Origin of the sequence: Pseudonocardia sp., from assembly GCF_035305885.1 — a bacterium.
GTDB lineage: Bacteria > Actinomycetota > Actinomycetes > Mycobacteriales > Pseudonocardiaceae > Pseudonocardia.
In genome coordinates, this window is the sequence record NZ_DATGOP010000125.1 from 16505 (window position 1) to 38824 (window position 22320).

General features: G+C 74.6%; 20 protein-coding genes, 1 tRNA gene and 1 pseudogene. 5 read left to right on the top strand and 17 right to left on the bottom strand.

Features of this window, described 5'->3' with window-relative positions; all coding sequences use genetic code 11:
* Positions 1-62: 62 nt before the first annotated feature.
* The 3 genes from VKZ81_RS28680 to VKZ81_RS28690 all read right to left on the bottom strand — a co-directional run bounded on the left by VKZ81_RS28680 (position 63) and on the right by VKZ81_RS28690 (position 4040).
* Positions 63-1109, bottom strand: a complete 1047-nt coding sequence (locus VKZ81_RS28680) for a GNAT family N-acetyltransferase (RefSeq protein ID WP_324244841.1) — start codon at positions 1107-1109, stop codon at positions 63-65.
* 158 nt (positions 1110-1267) lie between these two features.
* Positions 1268-3115 (bottom strand): prolyl oligopeptidase family serine peptidase, encoded by a 1848-nt coding sequence (locus tag VKZ81_RS28685; protein ID WP_324244842.1) that lies wholly within the window; start codon positions 3113-3115, stop codon positions 1268-1270.
* Between the two features lie 7 nt (positions 3116-3122).
* On the bottom strand, positions 3123-4040 hold the full coding sequence (locus VKZ81_RS28690; RefSeq protein WP_324244843.1) for a cation diffusion facilitator family transporter: 918 nt from the start codon (positions 4038-4040) through the stop codon (positions 3123-3125).
* A 75-nt stretch (positions 4041-4115) separates the two neighbouring features.
* On the opposite strand from VKZ81_RS28690, the gene VKZ81_RS28695 reads away from it, so the two are divergent.
* On the top strand, positions 4116-4544 hold the full coding sequence (locus tag VKZ81_RS28695) for a DUF1707 SHOCT-like domain-containing protein (RefSeq protein WP_324244844.1): 429 nt from the start codon (positions 4116-4118) through the stop codon (positions 4542-4544).
* A gap of 1 nt (position 4545) precedes the next feature.
* On the opposite strand, the gene VKZ81_RS28700 is transcribed toward VKZ81_RS28695, so the two are convergent.
* Positions 4546-4938, bottom strand: coding sequence for a VOC family protein (locus VKZ81_RS28700; RefSeq protein ID WP_414709494.1), 393 nt, complete (start codon positions 4936-4938; stop codon positions 4546-4548).
* Between the two features lie 221 nt (positions 4939-5159).
* On the opposite strand from VKZ81_RS28700, the gene VKZ81_RS28705 reads away from it, so the two are divergent.
* Positions 5160-6326 carry a Cmx/CmrA family chloramphenicol efflux MFS transporter gene (locus tag VKZ81_RS28705; RefSeq protein ID WP_324244868.1) on the top strand — a complete coding sequence of 389 codons (1167 nt, stop codon included), beginning with the start codon at positions 5160-5162 and terminating at the stop codon, positions 6324-6326.
* Here VKZ81_RS28705 and VKZ81_RS28710 read toward each other — a convergent pair.
* Positions 6298-6426: a hypothetical protein gene (locus tag VKZ81_RS28710; RefSeq protein ID WP_324244845.1), complete on the bottom strand. Its 129-nt coding sequence runs from the start codon at positions 6424-6426 to the stop codon at positions 6298-6300. The genes VKZ81_RS28705 and VKZ81_RS28710 overlap by 29 nt on opposite strands.
* Before the next feature lie 215 nt (positions 6427-6641).
* On the opposite strand from VKZ81_RS28710, the pseudogene VKZ81_RS35265 reads away from it, so the two are divergent.
* Positions 6642-6938 (top strand): annotated as a pseudogene (locus tag VKZ81_RS35265) (PadR family transcriptional regulator); the annotation flags it as partial.
* Positions 6939-7389: 451 nt separating this feature from the next.
* On the opposite strand, the gene VKZ81_RS28715 reads toward VKZ81_RS35265, so the two are convergent.
* The 6 genes from VKZ81_RS28715 to VKZ81_RS28740 form a co-directional block, all read right to left on the bottom strand.
* On the bottom strand, positions 7390-8127 hold the full coding sequence (locus VKZ81_RS28715; RefSeq protein ID WP_324244846.1) for a hypothetical protein: 738 nt from the start codon (positions 8125-8127) through the stop codon (positions 7390-7392).
* 50 nt (positions 8128-8177) lie between these two features.
* Positions 8178-8792, bottom strand: coding sequence for a maleylpyruvate isomerase family mycothiol-dependent enzyme (locus tag VKZ81_RS28720; RefSeq protein WP_324244847.1), 615 nt, complete (start codon positions 8790-8792; stop codon positions 8178-8180).
* 237 nt (positions 8793-9029) lie between these two features.
* Positions 9030-9224 carry a hypothetical protein gene (locus tag VKZ81_RS28725; RefSeq protein ID WP_324244848.1) on the bottom strand — a complete coding sequence of 65 codons (195 nt, stop codon included), beginning with the start codon at positions 9222-9224 and terminating at the stop codon, positions 9030-9032.
* Between the two features lie 168 nt (positions 9225-9392).
* Positions 9393-9818: a DUF6194 family protein gene (locus tag VKZ81_RS28730; protein WP_324244849.1), complete on the bottom strand. Its 426-nt coding sequence runs from the start codon at positions 9816-9818 to the stop codon at positions 9393-9395.
* A gap of 271 nt (positions 9819-10089) precedes the next feature.
* A tRNA-Pro gene (locus VKZ81_RS28735) sits at positions 10090-10163 on the bottom strand.
* Between the two features lie 24 nt (positions 10164-10187).
* Entirely contained in the window at positions 10188-11129 is a 942-nt protein-coding gene (locus VKZ81_RS28740; RefSeq protein WP_324244850.1) for a metallophosphoesterase, read from the bottom strand.
* A gap of 45 nt (positions 11130-11174) precedes the next feature.
* Between VKZ81_RS28740 and VKZ81_RS28745 the strand changes: the two genes are divergently transcribed.
* A complete protein-coding gene (locus tag VKZ81_RS28745) occupies positions 11175-11642 on the top strand; it encodes a GatB/YqeY domain-containing protein (protein ID WP_324244851.1) in 468 nt (155 codons plus the stop codon).
* A 54-nt stretch (positions 11643-11696) separates the two neighbouring features.
* Here the strand turns inward: VKZ81_RS28745 and topA are convergent, their stop codons facing one another.
* From topA to VKZ81_RS28775, 6 genes are all read right to left on the bottom strand, one after another.
* Complete coding sequence (gene topA, locus VKZ81_RS28750) at positions 11697-14399, bottom strand: type I DNA topoisomerase (protein ID WP_324244852.1); 2703 nt, start codon at positions 14397-14399, stop codon at positions 11697-11699.
* Between the two features lie 382 nt (positions 14400-14781).
* Positions 14782-15375 carry a hypothetical protein gene (locus tag VKZ81_RS28755; protein WP_324244853.1) on the bottom strand — a complete coding sequence of 198 codons (594 nt, stop codon included), beginning with the start codon at positions 15373-15375 and terminating at the stop codon, positions 14782-14784.
* A 50-nt stretch (positions 15376-15425) separates the two neighbouring features.
* On the bottom strand, positions 15426-16031 hold the full coding sequence (locus VKZ81_RS28760; protein ID WP_324244854.1) for a hypothetical protein: 606 nt from the start codon (positions 16029-16031) through the stop codon (positions 15426-15428).
* 4 nt (positions 16032-16035) lie between these two features.
* Positions 16036-16617, bottom strand: coding sequence for a hypothetical protein (locus tag VKZ81_RS28765; protein WP_324244855.1), 582 nt, complete (start codon positions 16615-16617; stop codon positions 16036-16038).
* Positions 16618-16706: 89 nt separating this feature from the next.
* Entirely contained in the window at positions 16707-17255 is a 549-nt protein-coding gene (locus VKZ81_RS28770; protein ID WP_324244856.1) for a hypothetical protein, read from the bottom strand.
* Between the two features lie 90 nt (positions 17256-17345).
* Positions 17346-19658 (bottom strand): sodium-translocating pyrophosphatase, encoded by a 2313-nt coding sequence (locus tag VKZ81_RS28775; RefSeq protein WP_324244857.1) that lies wholly within the window; start codon positions 19656-19658, stop codon positions 17346-17348.
* Positions 19659-19879: 221 nt separating this feature from the next.
* Between VKZ81_RS28775 and VKZ81_RS28780 the strand changes: the two genes are divergently transcribed.
* Complete coding sequence (locus tag VKZ81_RS28780; protein ID WP_324244858.1) at positions 19880-22273, top strand: DEAD/DEAH box helicase; 2394 nt, start codon at positions 19880-19882, stop codon at positions 22271-22273.
* The last annotated feature ends 47 nt before the right edge of the window (positions 22274-22320 follow it).

Sequence of the window (22320 nt, forward strand, 5' to 3'; positions counted from 1 at the left end):
CCCACCCGCTTCACGCCGCGGCCCCGGGACCGGTCCGGTCCCGGGGCCGCGGTGCGTCGTCGTCAGCCGACGGGCGTGGGCAGCGCGGCGCGCAGCCGCACCTCGGTGCCGAGGATCTCCGCCGCGGGACGCAGCCCCGCCCGGCGCAGCAGCCGGGTGATGCCCACGTCGTCCGGGCGCGCGCAGCCCCGGAGCTCGGCGAGCCCGCGCTCGGCCGCGACCTCGGCGATGTGGCGCAGCAGCGCGGTGCCGAGGCCCCGGCCCTGCCAGGCGTCCTCGACGAGCACCGCGACCCGTGCCGACCCGGCGTCGCCGGGCTCGGCGTCGAGGTTGGCGATCCCGACGGCGCTGCCGCCGTCGGCGGTGACGGCCAGCACGGTGTGCAGGCCGGTGGGCGAGCTCGACGGGCCCAGCAGCGCCGCCAGCTCGTCGGGGTGCAGCCGCGGGGCCGGGCTCAGGAACCGGGAACGGCGCGAGCCGGGGGAGCAGCGGGCGTGCAGCGCGGCGACGAGCGGGCCGTCGCCGACTTCGGCGGCGCGCAGCCGCACCTGCGACCCGTCGCGCAGCTGGAGGGTGCGCTCCGCGCTCGGCGTGCGCGTCGGCACGCGCATCGTGAGCTGGGTGGCGAGCTCCAGCAGGGCCGCGGCCCGGGAGAGCTCGGTGGCCGTGAACGGCCATGGGCGCGCGACGTGGATCTGCTGCGTGCCGCCGCGCAGCGTGTGGACGTGCCCCGCCGGCGGCGCCGCCGGGTCGACCAGCCGGGCCCGCAGGAGCGTGGCGGCCGCGCTCGGGGCGCTGCCGGGGTCGGCCACGACCATCCGCGCGAGCGCGAGCGCCGTGGTGGCCGGGTCCGACAGCTCCGTGGCGTCGGCGCGCACCAGCAGCGTGCACGGGACGCCCGCGGCCGCGACGGCGTCGGCCAGCGTCGCCGGCTCGACGTCCTCGGGCACCTCGACGAGCAGCTCGTCGGTGACCGCCCCGTCGTCGGTGGGCTCGCCGACGACGTGGAGGGAGAGGATGTTGCACCCCGCCGCGCCCACGGCGGTGGCCAGTCCGCCGAGCCGCCCTGGCCGGTCCTCGAGCTCGACGTGCATCCGCCACAGTGCCATGAGGGCCAGCGTCCCCCCGCTGTGTTTCCGGCCCGCTACCGGTGCGTGACGGGCCGGCGGCGAACCCCGATCGGCGAGTCGCGGTCTGGGTGCGGGCGAGTCGCGGTGTGGGTGCGGGCGAGTCGCGGTCTGGGTACGGGCGTCCCGGTGAGGGGCCGTCAGGCGAGGGCGCGGCGGGCGAAGCCGATCTCCGTCGCGACGTGGCGGATCGTCTCCTCCACCACGAGGCTCCCGTGCCCCGCGTCGAAGCGGCTCACCTCGTACCGGACGTCGCCGCGGGCGGCGAGGGCGTCCAAGTAGTTGTCCACCTGCCGGATCGGGCAGCGCGGGTCGTTCTCGCCCGCCAGCACGAGCACCGGGGCGCGCACGCGGTCGACGTAGGTGAGCGGCGACGCGACCCGGTACGCCTCCGGGCGCTCCTCCGGCGAGCCGCCGAACAGCGCGCGGTCGAACGCCCGCAGCTGCTCCATCTCGTCGGCGTAGGCGGTGAGGTAGTCGGCGACGGGCACCCCGGCGATCGCGGCTGCCCAGCGCTCGGGCTGGGTGCCGACGGCGAGCAGCGCGAGGTAGCCGCCCCACGACCAGCCCTCCACCACACAGCGGGCCGGGTCGACCAGGCCGTCGGCGACGCAACGGTCGTGCACCGCGGCGACGTCCTCCAGCTCGGTGAGCCCCGGCCTGCCCTCGATCGCGTCCCGCCAGGCGGACCCGTAACCGGTGGAGCCCCGGTAGTTGACCTCGACGACGACGAACCCGGCATCCACCCACGCGGCGCGGGCCGCGCTGAACCGGTCCTCGTCGGCGGCGTGCGGCCCGCCGTGCAGGGCGAACACGGCCGGGGCCCGCCCGGCCACGCCCTCCGGCTTGGCGACGAGGGCGTGCACCCGGCCGCCCGGCCCGTCCACCCACAGGTCCTCCACCGGCACCGAGCCGGGGGCCCGCGGACCCGGCGGCGCGACCAGCACGCGGTCGGTGCCGTCGGGGTGCAGCGCCCGCACCGTGGTGGGCTCGGCCGCCGACGAGCAGGTGTACTCCACCGTGCCGTCCGGACGGACCTCGGCCGAGCCGACGCACCCGGGGGCCACCGGCAGCTCGGTCAGCTCGTCGGTGGTGAGGTCGTAGCGGTACAGCCGGGTCCGGGCGGCCGCCGTGTGCCAGACGAGCAGCTTCTGCCCGTCGGGGTAGAAGTCGCCGAAGACCTCGCCGGGCAGGTCGAGCGCGATCTCGCGTTCGGTGTCGGCGAGCACGTCCCAGATGAGCAGCTCCTCGCGGCCCCGGCGCTCGTGCAGCAGCAGGAGCCTGCCGTCGCCGCGGATCGGCGCGAACACGATCGGGGTCAGCCCCTTGCCCGTGCCGTCCGACTTCTCGGCCACGACCTCGCCGTCCGCGGCCCGCACGACCCGCACCGCCGGGTGGCGGGAGTCGCCGTGCTCGGAGTGGCTGATCGCGAGCAGCGTCTCGTCCTCCGACAGCGCGCCGACGCTCGCGTCCTCGGCGTGCTGGTAGACGATCTGCGCGGGCCCGCCGCTCCGGCGCACCCAGATCTTCGTGCCGTCGTCGGTGGAGGTGCCCGCCGCCACGACCTCCCGGCCGATCTCCAGGCCGGCCGGGTAGCCGTCCTCGACGCCCGGCAGCGCGGGCTCCGGGTCGGCGTCCGGGGCCCGCCCCGCGAACGGCTCGCGCACCCAGTGGCCGAACTCGTCGCCGTCGGTGTCGGCGAACCACCAGACCGTGCCGCCGTCCGGCGGGAGCGTGGCGATGTGGGTGCCGCTGCGCCGGTCGGTGACCTTGCGGTGCAGGTCGGTGGCCCGGTCCCAGACGTACACCTCGGTGGTGCCGCTCGCGTTGGAGGTGTAGACGCAGCGGTCCGGTGCGTCCCGCGCCCACGCGGGACGCGACATCCGCGGCGCGGTGAACCGGGCGCGCCAGCGCTCCTCGCGCTCGTCGTCGTCGAAGAGCCGGTCGGGGACGGGGGCGACGGGGTGCTCGGTCACCCCCAGGATCATGCCTCAGCTACCAGCTGAGCTCCGCGCAACCGGTGCGGCAGCCGGGCGGCTCGACCTGCAGCGTGAAGTGCGCGAGCTGGTGGCGTTCGGTGAGCAGCCGCTGGGCGGAGGTGAGCACGGCGGCGGGGTCGCAGCCCGCCCCGACCGCGAGGTGCGCCGACCCGACCTCCATGCCCGAGGTCAGCGTCCAGACGTGCACGTCGTGGACGTCCTGCACGCCCTCCAGCGCGCCCAGCTCGGCGCGCACGGCGGCGACGTCGACGTGCGCGGGCGCGGCCTGCACGAGGATGCGCACGGCCTGCCTGCCCAGCGAGAACGTCCGCGGCAGGATGAACAGGCCGATCGCGATCGCGACGATCGGGTCGGCGTAGCGCCAGCCGAACAGGAGCGTGACCGCGCCCGCGACGAGCACGCCGACGGAGCCGAGCGTGTCGGCGACGACCTCGAGGTAGGCGCCGCGGATGTTGAGGCTCTCCTTCGCGCCCCGGCGCAGCAGGGCGAACACGAAGAGGTTCGCGGCGAGCCCCACCAGCGCCGTGAGCAGGAGTGGCAGGCCCGGCACCTCGGGCGGGTCCGCGAAGCGCTGGACGGCCTCGACGACGACCCAGGCGGCCACCCCGAACAGCAGCACGGCGTTGGCCAGCGCGGCGAGGACCTCGGCGCGGTAGAGGCCGAACGTGCGCCGGTCGTCGCTGCGGGCCGCCCGGGCGGCCGTGATGGCGGCGAGCGCCATGGCCATCCCGAGCACGTCGGTGAAGTTGTGGCCCGCGTCGGAGAGCAGGGCCAGCGACGAGGTCAGCAGCCCGACGACGACCTGCAGGACGAGGGACGCGACGAGCACGCCCAACGAGATGGCGAGCCGCCGCGAGTGCCTGCCGGATGCGCTCGCGCCCGCCTCGATCCCGTGCCCGTGACCCGCGCCCACGGGCCCAACATATGCGTAAGTACGCATAAGTGCAACGCCGCGCCCGATCGGATGACGGTCTGCCATGATCTGCGCGTGACCGAGCCGGTGCGCCCCGAGGACATGCGCATCTCGGACGCGGAGCGCCGCGCGGTGCAGGAGCGGCTCCGCCTGGCCCACGACATCGGGCAGCTCGACCTCGGCGAGTTCGACGACCGCGTCAAGTCGGTCTGGTCCGCCCGCACCCGCGGCGAGCTGGACCGCATCACCGCCGATCTGCCCGCGCCCCCGACCGGGTCGGCGCGCCGAGGCGTGTTCTCCGACACCGGCGGCGGTGTCGCGATGCGGGTGCTCACGATCATCTGGAGCAGCCTCGCCGCGGTGAACCTCGCGGTGTGGGGCCTGATCGGCCTGACCACCGGCAGCTACGTGTACCCGTGGTGGGTGTGGGTGGCGGTGCCGCCCGGGATCGTGCTGCTGGTGCTCTACGTCGCGGGGATCGGGCGGCCGCGGCGCGAGCCCTGAGTCAGGCGTTCACGAAGAAGCAGAACGGGTGGCCGACCGGGTCCAGCATGACCCGCACGTGCTCCTGGGGCTGGAACTCCGCGAGCGCGGCGCCGGCCGCTTCCGCGTGGGCGACCGCCTGGTCGAGGTCCTCGACCTCGATGTCGAGGTGCAGCTGCATCTGCTGGCGCCGCTCCTGCGCGGGCCAGGTCGGGCGCTCGTAGCGCTCCTCCAGCTGGAACGACAGCCCCGGCCCGCCGCCGGGAGGGCGGAGCGTGACCCACGTGGGGTCGTCCTGCACCACGGGCCAGCCGAACAGGTGCCGGTAGAACGCCGCGAGGGCGCGGGGGTCCGGCGCGTCGAGCACGGTGGCGGTCAGCGTCAGCGGCGGTCGCTCCATCTCGCCCTGTTCCATGCGGCGCAGTATTCCGCTGGCCCCGCGCGGCCGCAGGGCGCTAAGGTCGTGATCATGTCGAGCCCCGAGGCGTCCAGAGCCTGACCACCGGTCGATCGGTGGTCCTCCCCTCCTGGGGCGGTTCCTTCCCCCTTTTCCTGCACGTCCGCGCCGTTCGACCGGTCCGGCTTCCTTCCCGACCCGTCGACATCGCCTCGGAGCGCGTCGTGCCCAGACAACCCCTGCCGCCGGTCGTCCCCCTGCTCGGGACCGCGGTGTTCGCCCAAGGGACGTCCGAGTTCATGGTGGCCGGCCTCGTGCCGGACGTCGCCTCGGAACTGTCCGTCTCCCTCCCCGCCGCCGGGCTGTTGACCTCGGCGTTCGCGGTCGGCATGGCCGTCGGTGCCCCGTTGGTGGCGCTGCTGGCCATGCGCTGGCCGCGCCGGACCGCACTCGCCGCCTTCCTCGTGGCCTTCGTCCTCGCGCACGTCGTCGCGGCCGTGACCGGCAGCTTCGCGGTGCTCGTCGGCACCCGGGTGGTCGGCGCCCTGGCCAACGCCGGCTTCCTCGCCGTCGCGCTGGCTACGGTGACCGACCTCGTCGCCCCCGATGCCAAGGGGCGCGCCCTCGCGGTGCTGCTCGCCGGCACCACCCTCGCCTGCGTGGCGGGCGTCCCCGGCGGGGCCGCCCTCGGGAGCCTGTGGGGGTGGCGCTCGGCCTTCTGGGTCGTCGCCCTCCTCTGCCTGCCGGCCCTCGTCGCGGTGCTGGTCGCGGTGCCGCACGCCCGCCCGGCGGCGATCCCGCCGAGCGCCCGCGGGGAGCTGCGCGTGCTGCGGCGCCCGCGGCTGCAGGTCCTGCTGCTGCTCGGGGCGTTGGTCAACGGCGCGACGTTCTGCTCGTTCACCTACCTCGCCCCGGTGCTCACCGGCGTCTCGAGGATCGGCGACGAGTGGGTCCCGGCGATGCTCGCGCTGTTCGGCGCCGGGGCGTTCCTCGGGGTCCGGCTCGCCGGCCGCTGGTCCGACACCCGGCCGGGACCGGTCGTCGCCGGTGGCGGGGTGCTGCTCGCCGCGGGCTGGGCCGGGTTCGCCCTCACCGGCGGCGCGGTGGCCGCGCTCGTCCTCGTGCCGGTCGTGGGGACGCTCTCGTTCGCGGTCGGCAGCACGCTGATCGCCCGCGTGCTCTACGCGGCCGCGGACGCGCCGAACCTCGCGGGCAGCTTCGCGACGGCGTCGCTGAACGTCGGGGCCGCGGTGGGGCCGTGGGTCGGGGGCGTGGCGATCGGGGTGGGTGCGGGGCTGGGCGCACCGCTGTGGGTGAGCGCGGGGCTGGTGGTCGCGGCGCTCGCGATCGCCGTGCTCGCGCGCGAACCCCGTGCGGCTACTTCCGCTCCGACTTCTTGTCCGTGATCCGGGTGATCACCGCGAGCGCCACGATCAGCAGCAGGACGGCGGGGAGGAAGATCGTGACCGTCCAGTAGTCGAACACCCAGTCGTAGGGCTTGTCCATGTGCCGTTCCTCCGCGCGGGGAAGTGCTGATCGCACCCGACGGTAGCAACGTCGCCGCCGGTCGGCCTCGGCGGATCCGCGGGTTCGCCCGGTCCTGCGATCTCCTCGACCGCGCCGCAGCTGGGCGGCGCGGTCGGGTCGCGGTGCTCGGCAGCGTCACCGCCGTCCACCGCGGGGGCGCCGGCGACGGGCGTGCCGGGGGGCGTCCCCGGCCGATGCCGCGCGGGACGACCTCGGCGCCGCCGCCGCGGCGGCGTTTCCGGGCGGGTTCCCGGGTGACGGCGGTGGTCAGCGACGTGCTGGGCACGGTCGTCGAGCGGCCCATGCACCCCTACGAGATGGCGTCGCTCATCCGGGCCAGGGGCGAGGACGCCGACCTGGACGTCGAGTGGGGCTCGCTGTACACGGTGGTCCGCAACCTGGTCACGCACGGGTTCATCGAGGTCGCGGGCAGCGGGCGGGAGGGCGCTCGGCCCGAGCGCACGGTCTACCGCATCACCGACGCGGGCCGCGCCGAGCTGCGGGACTGGAACCACGAGCTGGTGGCCACGGCGGTGCCGGAGCACCCCCGGTTCAAGGCGGGGCTGTCCATGCTCGCGGTGCTCCCGCCCGAGGCGGCGGCGTCGGCATTGGGGTCCCGGATCGCGCAGCTGGAGCGTGCGGTCGCGGCGACCAGGGCGGCGCTGGAGGGGTCCGGTGACGTCCCGCGCCTGTTCCTCGTCGAGACCGAGTACGAGCCGGCCGTGCGCGAGGCCGAGCTGGCCTGGGTGCGCGGCCTCCTCGACGAGCTGCACCGCGTGCGACAGAAACCCGATGTGGCCCGCGCGCAGGCTCCGCCCCAGCCCGTCGTCGGAGATGCCGGTGCCGTCGTCGGTCACGGTGAGCCGCGCCCGGTTGCCCGACCGTCACTTTGCCCGCGGCGGCGTGCTCGGCGACGTTGGCCGGCAGCTCGCGGGCGGTCGGCTAGCGCGGCGGCGCGTCCGGCCCCTCGGCCGCGGGTGCCCCTGCGAAGAGGTCGACCAGCCGGTCCCAGCGCGTGCGGCGCCCGGCGGGGAAGCGGCGGCGGGCCCGGGCCATCCGGCGCTCGTCGTAGCGGCGACGCGCCCACGGCGAGGAGGGGCGGGCCAGCCGCAGGGCCGCGACCAGCGCCACGAACGGGACGAACACGCCCACCACCCCCAGCACCGGCCGGCCCTTGAGGATCGCGACGAGCGCGAACACCAGGTTCCCGACGACCCCGATCGCGGTGGCGAGCGCGCCGCCCTCGGCGTCGTCGCCGAACGGGTTCACCCCCACCAGGAGCAGCGCCCCGACGATCAGCGCGACCAGCACCGCGTCGACCGAGCTGCGGCCCTCCCGCTGCCAGTACACGTCCTGCAGGTGCAGCCAGAGCGCGAACTCGTCGAGGGTGAGCGCCGCGCCGGTGCCGAACAGGACGGCCAGCACGTCCGACCACGGCGCCTCGGGGCGGTAGGTGAACTCGGCCGTCCCGGCGCCCAGGATGAGGAAGATCCCGTAGACCTGGTGGTGCACGTGCACGCCGCCGACGTGCGCGTTCCGGAACGGCCCGCGGCCGGTCCGGATCGCCCGTGTGATCGCCCTGGTGGCGAGGAACGTGACCAGGAACGCGGCCAGCATCCAGCCGACGAGCGCCCGACGGCGGGTCAGCTCGGGAAGCAGCTCGATGTCGATGCCGGCCACGCCGCGCCTCCTCGGCCATCGATGCTCGTCCACGTGTCAACCCACCGGGCTCACGACACGCGCACGAGCGTCGCCCTCCCCGGCCCGTGGAGCTCGTCGTCCGCCACCGGGCGGCCGCAGACGGCCAGCAGCAGCGCCAGCGCGGTGCCGGCGACCTCGGGACCCTCGCCGATGGGCGCGTCGGCGTCCACGGCGACGAGCCGCACCCCGGCCGCCGGTTCCTTCGCCCCGCCGAAGGAGACCGGGGTGCGGACCTGGAGCCGCAGCGCCCGCACGACCGCCTCCAGCGGGTAGGAGCGCGCGATGCCCAGCGGCCGCCGGACGTCCTCGCCGTGCACCACCTCCTCGACCAGCCGGGGCGGGCCCGAGGTCCGCGCCGCCACCCGGCGCAGCCGGTCGAGGGTGTCGCGCGGCGACGCCCCGCGCTCGCGCGCCACCCCGCGGGCGTTGAGCCGGTCGAAGTCGAACCCGGCCGCGGCGAGCCCGGCCAGGAACCCCGGCCGCGTGGTCCGGGCGCCGTCCACGAGGTGCGCCACCACGTCGTGGACGGTCCACCCGGCGCACGGCGACGGCAGCTCCCAGCCGCGCGCGTCGACGTGCGCCAGGTCCTTCTCGGCGGCCACGCCGGCGTGGATCCGCACCACCGTGATCGAGTTGGCCAGCACGTCGTGCAGATCCCGCGATGCGCAACCGCTCCTCGGTGACCCGCTGCCGCCGCTCCTGTTCGGCGAGCCGCAGCCGCAGCTCGGCCTCCTCCCGCACCGCCGCCCGGCTGCGCAGCGTCTCGCCGAGCAGCAGCAGGACGGCCAGCAGCGAGACGTCGAACAGGGTGTCGACGACGACCCGGACCAGGGGTTCGGCGCCGGGTGCGAGCAGGCGGAACGGCAGCCCGGTCGCCGCGATCACGCCGATGACCGCGACGCCCCACACAGCCGCCCGGCGCGGGCCACGGCGAAGACCGGGATCCCCAGGGCGAGCGCGGGCGAGAACGCGGGCACGTCGAGCGCCAGCGCGGCGAAGAAGCTCGCCGTACCCCCGATCAGGGCGGTGCGCGGCGCCCGGCGCACCAGCAGCGCCCACAGGCCGATCGCGACCACGGCGACGACGAAGACGGCGTCGAGCGGCCGTGCCGGGACGTCCGGTGACTACAGGGCCGCCCCGAACATCACGGCGGTGATCAGGACGGTGAGGCACACCTCCAGCACCGGGGGTCGATGCCACCGCACCGGGCAACCCTGTGCGCTGCCCGGGTGCGGTGCAGGAGATCAGCGGGCGCGTCGGCGGGCGGCGTTCGCGTGCTTGCGCACCGCGAACGCGTGCGCGTCGGCGAGCAGCTGCCGGGCAAGGGGCCACGTCCGGTCGGGGTTGAGCACGCTCACCCAGTTCAGCCGGCCGTAGACCGGGTGCGGGAACAGGGTGTCGAGCGCGGTCGGGTCGTGCTCGGCCGCCGGGTCGACCACCTCGCGGAAGCGGTCGCGCGGCAGCCCGAGGTTGAGCCGGTACACCCCGGGCCGGTCGAGGTCGGACGCCGAGTCGTGGGCGTCGGACGTGACGACGGTGGCCCAGCCGTTGCGGGGCCGCTCCTCGTAGTCGTGGTCCGGGTCGTAGACGGCGTAGACGTCGCCGCCGGCCTCGATGATCAGGGTGTCGGGGAATGCGGCGAGCGTATCGCGTACGGATTCGAAATCCACTGCGCCAAGACAGCACGGTATTGCCGGCGGACGTGCAGATCAAGTGATGGAAATCACGCCGCATCGTCGATCGTCGGTTCCGATCCGGCGTCGAGCACGCATCCCGGTGCGCCCGCACCGACTCGGCGAAGGGGTGGATCGGGGCGCCACCGCCGACGGCGAGGAACCCGCCCTCGCCGTCGCGGTTCAGCGGGGTCGCGGTCGCCCCGGGAACGCCGAAAGCCCCGATCAGGCACCAATCGTCGAGTTCCTGACCAGGGCTTTCGCGATGTCGGGGTGACAGGATTTGAACCTGCGACCTCTTCGTCCCGAACGAAGCGCGCTACCAAGCTGCGCCACACCCCGATGGCCCGTGGGCCGGGGACGAGTCTAACGGACGTCCGCAGGCGCCGACGCGGGGGTGGTCATGGCCGCCTCCGCGGCCGCCGGCCGGGGCACGAGGGTGAGCAGCGTGGCCTCCGGCGGGCAGGCGAACCGCACCGGGGCGAACGGCGACGTGCCGAGCCCGGCCGACACGTGCAGCCACATGTGCGCGCCCCACCGGGACGCGCCGCGGGCCCGGGACCGGTCCAGCCCGCAGTTCGTGACGAGCGCGCCGATGCCGGGGATGCGCAGCTGGCCGCCGTGCGTGTGGCCGGCGAGCACGAGGTCGTAGCCGTCGGCGGCGAACCGGTCGAGGACGCGCGGCTCGGGGGAGTGGGTGAGCCCGAGGCGCAGCGCAACCGTGCCCTCGCGGCGGCCCGCCACGCGGTCGTAGCGGTCGAGCCCCAGGTGCGGGTCGTCCACGCCGGCCGCGGCGACCTCGAGCCCGGCCACGGTGAGGTCGACGCGTGCGTGGGTGGCGTCGTGCCAGCCCCGCTCGACGAGCGCGGCGCGCAGATCCCGCCACGGCAGCGGCTCCCCGTGGCTGCGCCGGGAGCTCTTCACCAGGTAGCGGGCGGGGTTCTTGGGCGTGGGCCCGAAGTAATCGTTGCTGCCGAACACGAACAGCCCGGGGAAGTCGAGCAGCGGGCCCAGTGCGGCGATCGCGGCCGGCACGGCGCGCGGGTGGGCGAGGTTGTCGCCGGTGTTGACGACGAGGTCGGGCTCGAGCTCGGCCAGCCGGGCCACCCAGCGCTGCTTGCTGCGCTGGCGGGGCGTGAGGTGCAGGTCCGAGATGTGCAGCACCCGCAGCGGCCGCGCCCCGGCGGCGAGCACCGGCAGCGTGCTCTGCCGCAGGGTCCACCAGCGGCGCTCGACTCCCGCCGAGTACGCGAGCGTGGCCGCACCGGTTGTCGTCGCGCCGAGCGCGAGCCGAGCCCAGCTGTTCACGACTGCAGGGTACGTTGGGCGGGCCGTGCATTAGCGTGCGCTCCCGTGAGCACTCTCAAGGAGCGGCTGCGGGCGGACCTGACCGCGGCCATGAAGTCCAAGGACGAGCTGGTCAAAGCCACCCTGAGGATGACGCTGACGGCCATCGGCAACGCCGAGGTCGCCGGGGACGAGGCGCGGGAGCTCAGCGACGACGAGGTGCTCGCGATCATCCGGAAGGAGGCCAAGAAGCGGGCCGAGTCCGCGGAGGCGTTCGCGAGCGCCGGCCGCGAGGAGCTCGCGGCGCAGGAGCGCGCCGAGGGCGAGGTGCTGGCCCGCTACCTGCCCGCCCAGCTGTCGGACGACGAGCTGGCCGAGATCGCCCGCGCCGCGGTCGAGGAGACGGCCGCCGAGCTGGGCGAGCGACCGGGACCCCGGCAGATGGGGCAGGTCATGAAGCGCGCCACCGCGGCTGCCGCCGGGCGCGCCGACGGCAAGCGCATCGCGAACGCGGTGCGCGCGCTGCTCGGCTGAACCCGGGCCGCACCCGGGGCCGTCGCCGGGCGACCGCTCCGCGGTGCGGCGCCGTCAGCTCGCGGCCTCCGCCTTCTTGCGGGTGGTCGCCTTCTTGCGCGCGGGCGCCTTCTTCGTGGTGCCCGCCTTCGCGCGCCGCTCGGCGAGCAGCTCGGCCGCCCGCTCGTCGGTGATCTTCTCGACCTCGTCGCCCTTGCGCAGGGACGCGTTCGTCTCGCCGTCGGTGACGTACGGGCCGAACCGGCCGTCCTTGATCACCATCTGCTTGCCGGTGACCGGGTCCTTGCCGAGCTCGCGCAGCGGCGGGGTGGCGGCCGCGGTGCGCCTGCCCCGCTGCTTGGGCTGCTTGTACAGCTCCAGCGCCTCGTCGAGCGGGATCGTGAACAGCTGCTCCTCGTTGGCGAGCGACCGGGAATCGGAGCCCTTCTTCAGGTAGGGCCCGTAGCGGCCGTTCTGGGCGGTGATCTCCTCACCGCTCTCCGGGTCGACCCCGACCAGCCGGGGCAGCGAGAGCAGCTTCAGCGCGTCCTCGAGCGTCACCGAGTCGGCGGACATCGACTTCAGCAGCGAGCTGGTGCGCGGCTTGGGCTTCGCGGCCTTCTTCTTGCCGTTGCCGTCGCTCTCGGCGGCCGGCTCGCTGTCCGGGAGGATCTCGGTGACGTAGGGCCCGTAGCGGCCCTCCTTCACGACGATCTCGTGCCCGGTGACCGGGTCGACGCCCAGCGAGCGCCCCTCCTGCGGCACCGAGAACAGCTGTTCGGCGACCTCGGGGGTGAGCTCGTCGGGCGGGAGGTCGTCGGGCAAGTTGGCCCGCTGCGACACCCCGTCGCGCACCCGCTCCAGGTACGGCCCGTACCGGCCGACGCGCACCACGACGTCGTCGAACACCGGCACCGAGTTGATCTCGCGGGCGTCGATCTCCTCGAGGTTGACGCCGACGAGCTTCTTCAGGCCACCCGAGCGGGCGACCGAGTCCTCGGAGCCGTGCTCCGCGCCGAAGTAGAAGCCCGACAGCCACGCGGTGCGCTGCTGTGTGCCCTGCGCGATGGCGTCGAGCTCGTCCTCCATCGCGGCGGTGAAGTCGTAGTCGACGAGCCGCCCGAAGTGGTGCTCCAACAACCCCACCACGGCGAACGCGACCCAGGACGGCACGAGGGCCTGTCCCTTCTTCCACACGTAGCCGCGGTCCTGGATCGTCTTGATGATCGCTGCGTACGTCGACGGCCGCCCGATGCCGAGGTCCTCGAGCGCCTTGACCAGGCTCGGCTCGGTGTAGCGGGCGGGCGGGTTGGTGGTGTGGCCCTCCGGGGTGAGCTCGGCGGCGGTGAGCGGCTGGCCCTTCACCAGCTCGGGCAGCCGCGACTCGGCATCGTCGGCCTGGCCCTCGCTGCCCTCGTCGAGCGTCTCGACGTAGGCCTTCAGGAAGCCGGGGAACGTGATGGTCCGCCCGGACGCGGCGAAGGTGACCTCCTCGCCCGTGGCGGCCGTCCCGGAGATCCGCACGCTCACCGTGGTGCCGCGCGCGTCGGCCATCTGGGAGGCCACCGTGCGCTGCCAGATGAGCTCGTAGAGCCGGAAGTCGTCGCCCTCCACCTCACCGGCGATCTCGCCGGGGGTGCGGAAGACCTCGCCCGCGGGCCGGATCGCCTCGTGGGCCTCCTGTGCGTTCTTGACCTTCCGCGTGTACTGCCGCGGCTGCGGCGACACGTACTCGTCGCCGTACAGCTCGCGGGCCTGGGTGCGGGCGGCCTGGATGGCCGTGTCCGACAGCGTCGTGGAGTCGGTGCGCAGGTAGGTGATGTAGCCGTTCTCGTAGAGCCGCTGCGCGGCGCGCATGGTGCGGTCGGCCGAGAACCGCAGCTTGCGGCCGGCCTCCTGCTGCAGCGTGGACGTCATGAACGGCGGGTACGGCTTGCGCGTGTAGGGCTTCGCCTCGACCGACTCGACGACGAGGTCGCGGCCCTCGAGCGCCTCCGCCAGCCGGCGCGCGCTCGCCTCGTCCAGCGGCCGGGCGGCGTCCTTGCGCCCCGTGCCCTTGAGCTTGCCGTCGGGCCCGAAGTCGCGGCCGGTGGCGACGCGGACGCCGTCGACGGCGACCAGCCGCGCGGGGAACTGCCGCGGCGACGCGTCCGGGCCCGCGTCCAGCTGCGCGGCGATGTCCCAGTAGGTGGCCGGGACGAACGCCATGCGCTCCCGCTCGCGCTGGACGATGATCCGCGTGGCCACCGACTGGACCCGGCCCGCCGACAGCTTCGGCATGACCTTCTTCCACAGCACGGGGGAGACCTCGTAGCCGTAGAGGCGGTCGAGGATGCGGCGGGTCTCCTGCGCGTCGACCAGGTGGTGGTCGAGGTCGCGCAGGTTCTCCACGGCCGCGCGGATCGCCGGCTCGCTGATCTCGTGGAAGACCATCCGGCGGACCGGGACCTTCGGCTTGAGCGTCTCGAGCAGGTGCCAGGCGATGGCCTCGCCCTCGCGGTCGGGGTCGGTGGCGAGCAGGATCTCGTCGACGGACTTCACCGCGTCCTTGAGCTCGGCCACCTTGCCCTTCTTCTCGGGCGTGATGATGTACAGCGGCGTGAACTGGTTGTCGACGTCGACGCCGATGCGGGCCCACGGCTCGCCCTTGTACTTCGCCGGGACGTCGGCGGCTCCGCGCGGCAGGTCGCGGATGTGCCCCATCGACGCCTCGACCACGTAGTCGCGGCCGAGGTACTGCTGGATCTTCTTGGCCTTCGTGCCGGACTCGACGATCACCAACCGTCGCGTCGGCCGCCCGTTCCCGGTGCCGGTGGAGGCGCCGGTACCCCGGCTGCCGCCGCCCTTACGGCCGCCCGCGGCCTTCGAGGTCGCGGCCTTCGCACTCGTCGTTCCGGTTGCCACCTGGTCCTACTCCATCGTCTACGGACTGCCGGCGAGCGCCTCTCTCGCGTCGGCATGCCCACCGGCCGCCCCCGTACCCCACGCGCCGGCTGCACGGGGGCCGGGACACCGAGTATGCGTGGCGGTGGAACCGGCATTCGCCGGAACCCCGCGTCCGCGCACCCACTCGCTGTGTCACGCTCGTCACATTCAGCTGCGGAACCGCGAAGGGACCGACGTGCTGCCGACCTGCGACCGCGAGAGCGTAACCACTCCGTCAAGACGCAGTTCTACCCCAGTACCTCGGCCACTCCGCCGTCGCGGCCCCCGGGGGGACCGGTCCGACGAGCTCGACCAGCCGCGCGACGCGGCGCGTTCCGCTGATCCGCAGCGCCGGTTCCGAGCCCACGCGAGCAGGTGGGAGGCCCGCCCGCGTGGCCGCCGCGATGAGCGGGAGGTGCGTCTCGGGGGCGTGCGGGTCGAGCCCCAAGAGGTAGCCGCCCCTCCCGTCCGGCCTGCCTGCAGCCAGCGCCCACATGCGTAACGCCGGACCGTCGAGTTGCCATCCCTCCGGGACGCATTTCGTCGATCCGCGCGTCCACGCCTTCGCCAGGCCGACGAGATCGCACCGGAACGCCGTGCGCAGCGCCAGCCCCCCGGACTCGGTGCGGACGGCCGTGACGGGCACGCCGGTGGCGGCGCAGGCGGCGCTGACCGCGGGCGCGCGGGTGGGATCGGGCAGGACGATCGAGAGGCGGGCCTGGTCCCCGGCTCCGAACCGGACGATCTGCCCGGGGCCGCACAGCAGTCCGGCCAGGTCGTTCACATGTGGCGGCCGCGCCTCCGCGGAGAACATCGACAGCTGCGACACGACGCGCAGAGTAGAACACCCGTTCGATCGGTGGTACCGGGCACGCCGATCTACCGGGGCGCGTCGGCCAGCGCGGACAGCCGCTGGCACTGCGGCGAACGCTCCGCCGCCCGGTACAGCCGGGGCGCCGACGCGAGATCGCCGAACGGGTTGGGCGGGGACACCTCGGACACCGTCGACTCCACCTCCGCCAGCGCAGACATGAAGGAGGAGGGGTCGTCGGGGTTCATCCGCTCCACGGTGGCCTTGACCCCGCCGAAGTCCTCCTCGAGCGCGCTCAGCGCGTCCTGCGCCCGCTTCGCCGCCTCGTCGCCGCTCGCGTCGGGTGCCCTGCCCACCTCGGCGAGCTGGGACCTGCCCTGCTGCGCCCCGCTGATGACGGTGTCGAGGTAGGAGCTGATCGTCCGCTGGACGGCGGACAGGTCGGCCGTCCGCGAGAAGTCGGGGGCCGACGTCGCGGGGACGGCGAAGCTCAACACCGCCTGGCAGACGCGGTCGGCCCACGCGACCGGATCGCTGCCCGGGCCCTCGGTCGGCGCGGGGGCCGGGTCGGGCGCCGGGGAACCACCGACGGTGGTCGTGCACCCCGCGGCGAGCACCGCCGCCGCGGCCAGCATCCCGATCAGCGCAGGCCCTCGCCGGAACGAGCGGGTCATGCCATCAACCCCCGACCTCACGTGCGATCTGCTTGCAGCCGGCCGCCTCCTTGCCCGCCCGGGCCAGCTCGGGGTTGAGCTGCAGGTCGGCCATCGGGCTCGACGTGCTCGCGAGCCGTTCCACCGACTCGACAGCGGCCGGCACCTCGCGCTGCAGCTGCTGCCGGTCGGTGATGTCGACCCGCTCGATGCGGGTCCGCGCGTCCCGGAACGACGCCTGCATCGTCTCCAGGCTGCTGCGCAGCTTGCGCACGACCTCGTCGCCGCCATCGACCGGCGCGGGCCCGGCCGCCTCCATGCCGTCGATCGCCGACCCCGCGCTCCGCTCGGACTCGCTGAGCCAGTCCCTCAGCTCCCGGACGAGGGTGGCCGCGTCCGGGGCCGCGGCCGGCTTCGGCGGCGAGATGGCCGCCTTGACGTACGGCAGCAGCGACCCGCAGATCTGGTCCACCCACGCCACGGCGACCTGCTCGACCGCAGCGCTGTCGGCGGAGGCGGATCCCTGCACGGAGGTCGTGCACCCGCCGCTCAGGGCCAGGGCCACGACGGCCGGAAGGACCAGGGCGGGCGGGGTGGAACGGGGCATGCGGCTGCTCCCGGCGTGTGGGGACACGGTCGCTCGACAGTGTGCCCGCAAGGTCGATCCGCCCCGCACGGGCCCTCCGCGATCCCGGGTCAGCCACCCTGGGCGGCGCTCGAGCGCAGCGCGCGGCACTGCTCCGCCTGCTCGCTGGCCGCCCCGAGCTCCTCGGTGTCGCGCAGCCCCTCGGTGGGCGAGGGCAGGTTGCGCAGCTCCTGCAGCGGCGCCATGGCGCCCGGTACGGCCGTCGCGAGCTGCTCGGCGTTGCTCACGTCGACCGCGGCGAGTTGCTCCCGCGCCGTGTCGAAGCCGCTGCGGATGCCCCGCAGCGCCTCCTCGAGGCGGGCGACGTAGGCGTCGCCGCCGTCCACCGGTGAGCCGCCGACGGCGCCGAGCGCGGTCAGCGACCGTTGCAGCTCCTCGGACGTCGCCGCGAGGTAGCGGTCGAGCTCCTGCACCGCGGCCACCGGGTCGGCGGGATCGATCTGCGGGCCGGTGGTGGCGGCCCGGGTGAACCCGGAGAGCGCGTCGCACACCCGGTTGGTCCAGGCCACCGCCTCCTCGCTCGGTCCGGCCGGGCCGCCGCAGGCGACGGCCAACGCCGCGAGCGCGGCGACGGTACAGCTGATCCTGCGCGTCCTCATGGGTTCCTCCCGGGGCTGGCGCTTGCCCTTATCAACGACAGAGGCCGTCCACCCGTACGGGTGAACGGCCCCTGTGTCGGGAAGGTTCGGTCAGCTGACCGTGCTTTCCGCCGGCGTGCCGGCGATGGCCGTCGACCGGCGCTTCGACATCACGACCGCCGCGACGATGATCGCGGCCGCGACGAGCGCGATGAGCACGCGGACCGGCGTGGAGGCCGAGTCGCCCACCGAGAACGTCACGACGGCCGGGGCGATCAGCACCGAGACCAGGTTCATGACCTTGATCAGCGGGTTGATGGCCGGACCGGCCGTGTCCTTGAACGGGTCGCCGACGGTGTCGCCGATGACGGTGGCCGCGTGGGCGTCGGAGCCCTTGCCGCCGTGGTGGCCGTCCTCGACCAGCTTCTTGCCGTTGTCCCACGCCCCACCGGAGTTGGCCAGGAAGATGGCCATGAGCGTGCCGCAGGCGATGGCGCCGGCGAGGTAACCGGCCAGCGGGCCGACGCCGAGGCCGAAGCCGACGGCGATCGGCGCGAAGATCGCGAGCAGGCCGGGGGTGGCCAGCTCCCGCAGCGAGTCGCGGGTGCAGATGTCCACGACGCGCCCGTACTCGGGGCGGGCAGTGCCCTCCATGATCCCGGGGTTCTCGCGGAACTGCCTGCGGACCTCGAACACGATCGCGCCCGCCGCCCGCGTCACGGCGTTGATCGCGAGCCCGGAGAACATGAACACCACGGACGCGCCGATGACGACGCCGACGAGGGTGTTCGGGGCGAACACCTCGTAGGCGAACGCGGTGCCCGCGTCGGCGAGCGTGACGCCCGCGTCCTCGAGCGCCTGCGTGATCGCGTCGCGGTACGACCCGAACAGCGCGGTGGCGGCGAGCACGGCCGTCGCGATGGCGATGCCCTTCGTGATGGCCTTGGTGGTGTTGCCCACCGCGTCGAGCTCGGTGAGGATGTTGACCCCCTCGCCCTCGACGTCGCCGGACATCTCGGCGATGCCCTGCGCGTTGTCCGAGACCGGGCCGAAGGTGTCCATCGCGACGATGACGCCGACCGTGGTGAGCAGGCCGGTGCCGGCCAGCGCCACGGCGAACAGCGCCACCGTGATCGAGCCGGTGGCCAGCGCGAACGCCGCGAACACCGCGCCGCTGATGACCAGCGCCGTGTACACCGCCGACTCGAAGCCGATGGAGATACCGGCGAGGATGACGGTCGCGGAGCCGGTGAGCGAGGACTCGCCGACCGTCTTGACCGGCTTGTGCTCGGTGCCGGTGAAGTAGCCGGTGAGCCACAGGATCACGCCGGCGAGCACGATGCCGATGAGCACCGCGGCCGCGGCGATCAGCTGCGGGTTGGCCCCGGCCATGTCGTCCACGACGCCCGCGTCGCCCGGGTTGACCAGGTCGGCGAAGCTCGAGGGCAGGTAGACGAACGCGGCGATCACGCACAGCACGCCGGAGATGACGGCGGAGATGTAGAAGCTGCGGTTGATGGCCGTGAGGCCGCCCTGGCCCTCCCGGGCCCGGGTGATGTACACGCCGACGACCGCGGTGAGCACGCCGATGGCCGGGACGATCAGCGGGAACAGCAGGCCCTGCTGGCCGAAGGCCGCGGTCCCGAGGATCAGGGCCGCGACGAGGGTGACCGCGTAGGACTCGAACAGGTCAGCGGCCATGCCCGCGCAGTCACCGACGTTGTCGCCGACGTTGTCGGCGATGGTGGCGGCGTTGCGGGGGTCGTCCTCGGGGATGCCCTGCTCGACCTTGCCGACGAGGTCGGCGCCCACGTCGGCGGCCTTGGTGAAGATGCCGCCGCCGACACGCATGAACATCGCGAGCAGCGCAGCACCGAAGCCGAAGCCCTCGAGCACCTTCGGCGCCTGGCCGGTGTAGACGAGCACGACCACCGCGGCGCCGAACAGGCCGAGGCCGACGGTGAACATGCCGACCACGCCACCGGTGCGGAACGCGATGCGCATCGCCTTCTCGCGGCCGCCACCCTCGTTGGAGGCCGCGGCGACCCTGATGTTGGCGCGCGTGGCGAGCCACATGCCGAGGTAGCCGATCGTGGCCGAGAACACGGCGCCGATGACGAAGAAGATCGACCGCCCCACGCGCTCGCCGATGTCGCCCGGCAGCGCGAAGAGCAGCACGAACACGACCACGACGAAGATGCCGAGCGTGCGGAACTGGCGGTTGAGGTACGCCGCGGCGCCTTCCTGGACCGCTCGACCGATGTCCTGCATCTTGGAAGTGCCCTCGCCGGCAGCGAGAACCTCCCGGAGCAGGACGAAGCCGATGGCCAGGGCGGCGAGCGCGACCACCGCGACCACGCCGACGATGGCGTAGTCGCCCCCCGCGAGCGTCAGATCGCTCGCGGCGAGGGTGGACACGGACATCCGTCCTCCTGGTCACTTACGAACGGGCCAGGGAACACGGACGGCAACCCTGGCGTCTTGGAGAAACCCGTCGCCCCACGTGGGCGCGGTACAGGCGTGTGCAGTCTAAGTGTGTGGCCCACGACACCCCGCAGTGAGGCCCCTCACGGCCCCGTGATCGCCGGCGGAACCCCGGTGCCGGGCGGGTGAGGTGTCGGTGTCGTGTGCCAACCTCGGACACCGTGGGTGACGGCGAACCGCAGGGACGGGGCGAGGTGCTGCTGCGCCGCGTGCTCGCCGGGTGCGCGGCGCCCGCGGGCGAGGCCGGACCGCTGCGCCACGCCGTGCGCCTCCCGCCCCGGCCCGGCCGCACCGCGGACTGGCCCGGCTGGGTGCCCACCGCGCTGCGCGAGGCGTTCCGGCGCCAAGGGGTGGCGGCGCCGTGGACGCACCAGGCCGAAGCGGCCGAGCTGGCCTGGGCGCGCCGCGACGTGGTCGTGGCCACCGGCACCGCGTCGGGCAAGTCGCTGGCCTACCAGCTGCCGGTGCTCGCGCGGTTCGCCCAGGACCCCAAGGCCACCGCGCTCTACCTGTCCCCGACCAAGGCGCTCGCGGCCGATCAGCTGCGGGCCCTCGACGCGCTGGCCGTGCCCGACGTCCGGCCCGCCCCGTTCGACGGCGACACCCCGCCCGATGCGCGCGAGTGGGCCCGCAGGCACGGCCGCTGGGTGTTCAGCAACCCCGACATGCTGCACCGCGCGCTCCTGCCGCGGCACGGCCAGTGGGCGGTGTTCCTGCGCAGGCTGCAGTTCGTGGTGGTCGACGAGTGCCACACCTACCGCGGCGTGTTCGGCTCGCACGTGGCGCTGCTCCTGCGCAGGCTGCTGCGGGTGTGCGCGCGCTACGGCTCGCGCCCGACGGTGGTGCTCGCCTCCGCCACGGTGGCCGAGCCGGCCGGGTTCGCCTCGCGGCTCACGGGGCGGGAGGTGGTTGCCGTCACCGAGGACGGCTCGCCCGCGGCCGGGCGCACCGTCGCGCTGTGGGAGCCGCCCCTGCTGCCGGAGCTCACGGGCGAGAACGGCGCCCCGGTGCGCCGCCCCGCGGGCACCGAGGCCGCGCGGATGCTCGCGGACCTGGTGCTCGAGGGCGCGCGCACCTTGGTGTTCGTGCGGTCCCGCCGCGGCGCCGAGGTCACCGCGCTCACCGCGCAGCGCCTGCTCGGCGAGGTCGACCCGGAGCTCCCGTCCCGCGTGTCCGCCTACCGCGGCGGCTACCTGCCCGAGGACCGGCGCGCGCTCGAGGCCGCGCTGGCCGATGGGGAGCTGGTCGGCATGGCCACCACCAACGCGCTCGAGCTCGGGGTGGACATCGCCGGGCTCGACGCGGTGGTGGTGGCGGGCTTCCCGGGCACGCGGGCGTCGTTCTGGCAGCAGTCCGGCCGCGCCGGGCGGGCCCGCGAGGAGGCGCTCGTGGTGCTCGTGGCTCGCGACGACCCGATGGACACCTACCTCGTGCACCATCCGGAGGCCCTCCTGGGCACCCCGGTGGAGGGCTGCGTGCTCGACCCGGCGAACCCCTACATCCTCGGTCCGCAGCTGGCCTGCGCCGCCGCCGAGCTGCCGCTCACCGAGGCGGACGTGCGCGACGTGTTCGGCGGGGAGCAGGCCGCCGCCGTGCTCGACGAGCTGGTGGCCGACGGGGTGCTGCGCCGCAGGCCCACCGGGTGGTACTGGCCGTCCACGCGGGAACGCCCCGCGGGCTCGGTCGACATCAGGGGCTCGGGGCTGGGCCAGGTGGCCGTGGTGGAGGCCGACACCGGCCGGATGCTCGGCACCGTGGACGGCGCGTCCGCCCCCGCGACCGTGCACCCCGGCGCGGTGTACCTGCACCGCGGCGAGACCTACCTCGTGCAGGAGCTGGACCTCGACGCCGGCGTGGCGGTGGTGGCACCCGCCGACCCCGGGTTCCGCACCGACGCGCGGTCCACCGCCGACGTCGAGGTGGCGCGCGTGCTCGAGCACCGCGACCTCGGCCCGGTGCGGGTGTCGTTCGGCGAGGTGACGGTGACCTCCCGCGTGGTCGAGTACCTGCGCCGCACCCCGGACGGCACCGTGCTGTCCACCACCCCGCTCGACCTGCCGGAGCAGGTGCTGCCCACGCGCGGCGTCTGGTACGACCTCGACGAGGAGGCGCTCGTGGCGGCCGGGGTGCCGCCGCGGCGCATCCCCGGCGCCCTCCACGCCGCCGAGCACGCCGCGATCGGCCTGCTGCCGCTCTTCGCGATCTGCGACCGGTGGGACGTCGGGGGCATGTCCACCGCGCTGCACCCGCACACCGGCCGGCCGACCGTGTTCGTGCACGACGGCCACCCGGGCGGCGCGGGCTTCGCCGAGCGCGGTCACGCGGTCCTCGGTCGGTGGCTCGCCGCCACCCGCGCCGCGATCGCCGACTGCGAGTGCCGCGCCGGCTGCCCGTCCTGCGTGCAGTCGCCCAAGTGCGGCAACGGCAACGCCCCGCTGGACAAGTCGGGGGCGATCGCGGTGCTGGACGTGGTGCTCGACGCGCTGGGGGAGCCGCCCGCGCCGACCGCCGTCCCGCCGGGACGGCCCGGACCGGTGGGCGCGGCCTCGAGGTAGACCGCCGCCGGCCGGCCGCGTCGGGGGCCGGGCCGGCCGGCGACGGT

Excerpts from the sequence above, each read along its gene's own strand:
- VKZ81_RS28685 (WP_324244842.1), bottom strand. The coding sequence starts at position 3,115 with ATGATCCTGGGGGTGACCGAGCACCCCGTCGCCCCCGTCCCCGACCGG.
- VKZ81_RS28700 (WP_414709494.1), bottom strand. The coding sequence starts at position 4,938 with ATGGAACAGGGCGAGATGGAGCGACCGCCGCTGACGCTGACCGCCACC.
- VKZ81_RS28770 (WP_324244856.1), bottom strand. The coding sequence starts at position 17,255 with ATGAGGACGCGCAGGATCAGCTGTACCGTCGCCGCGCTCGCGGCGTTG.
- VKZ81_RS28765 (WP_324244855.1), bottom strand. The coding sequence starts at position 16,617 with ATGCCCCGTTCCACCCCGCCCGCCCTGGTCCTTCCGGCCGTCGTGGCC.
- VKZ81_RS28680 (WP_324244841.1), bottom strand. The coding sequence starts at position 1,109 with ATGGCACTGTGGCGGATGCACGTCGAGCTCGAGGACCGGCCAGGGCGG.
- VKZ81_RS28760 (WP_324244854.1), bottom strand. The coding sequence starts at position 16,031 with ATGACCCGCTCGTTCCGGCGAGGGCCTGCGCTGATCGGGATGCTGGCC.
- VKZ81_RS28710 (WP_324244845.1), bottom strand. The coding sequence starts at position 6,426 with ATGGACAAGCCCTACGACTGGGTGTTCGACTACTGGACGGTCACGATC.
- VKZ81_RS28775 (WP_324244857.1), bottom strand. The coding sequence starts at position 19,658 with ATGTCCGTGTCCACCCTCGCCGCGAGCGATCTGACGCTCGCGGGGGGC.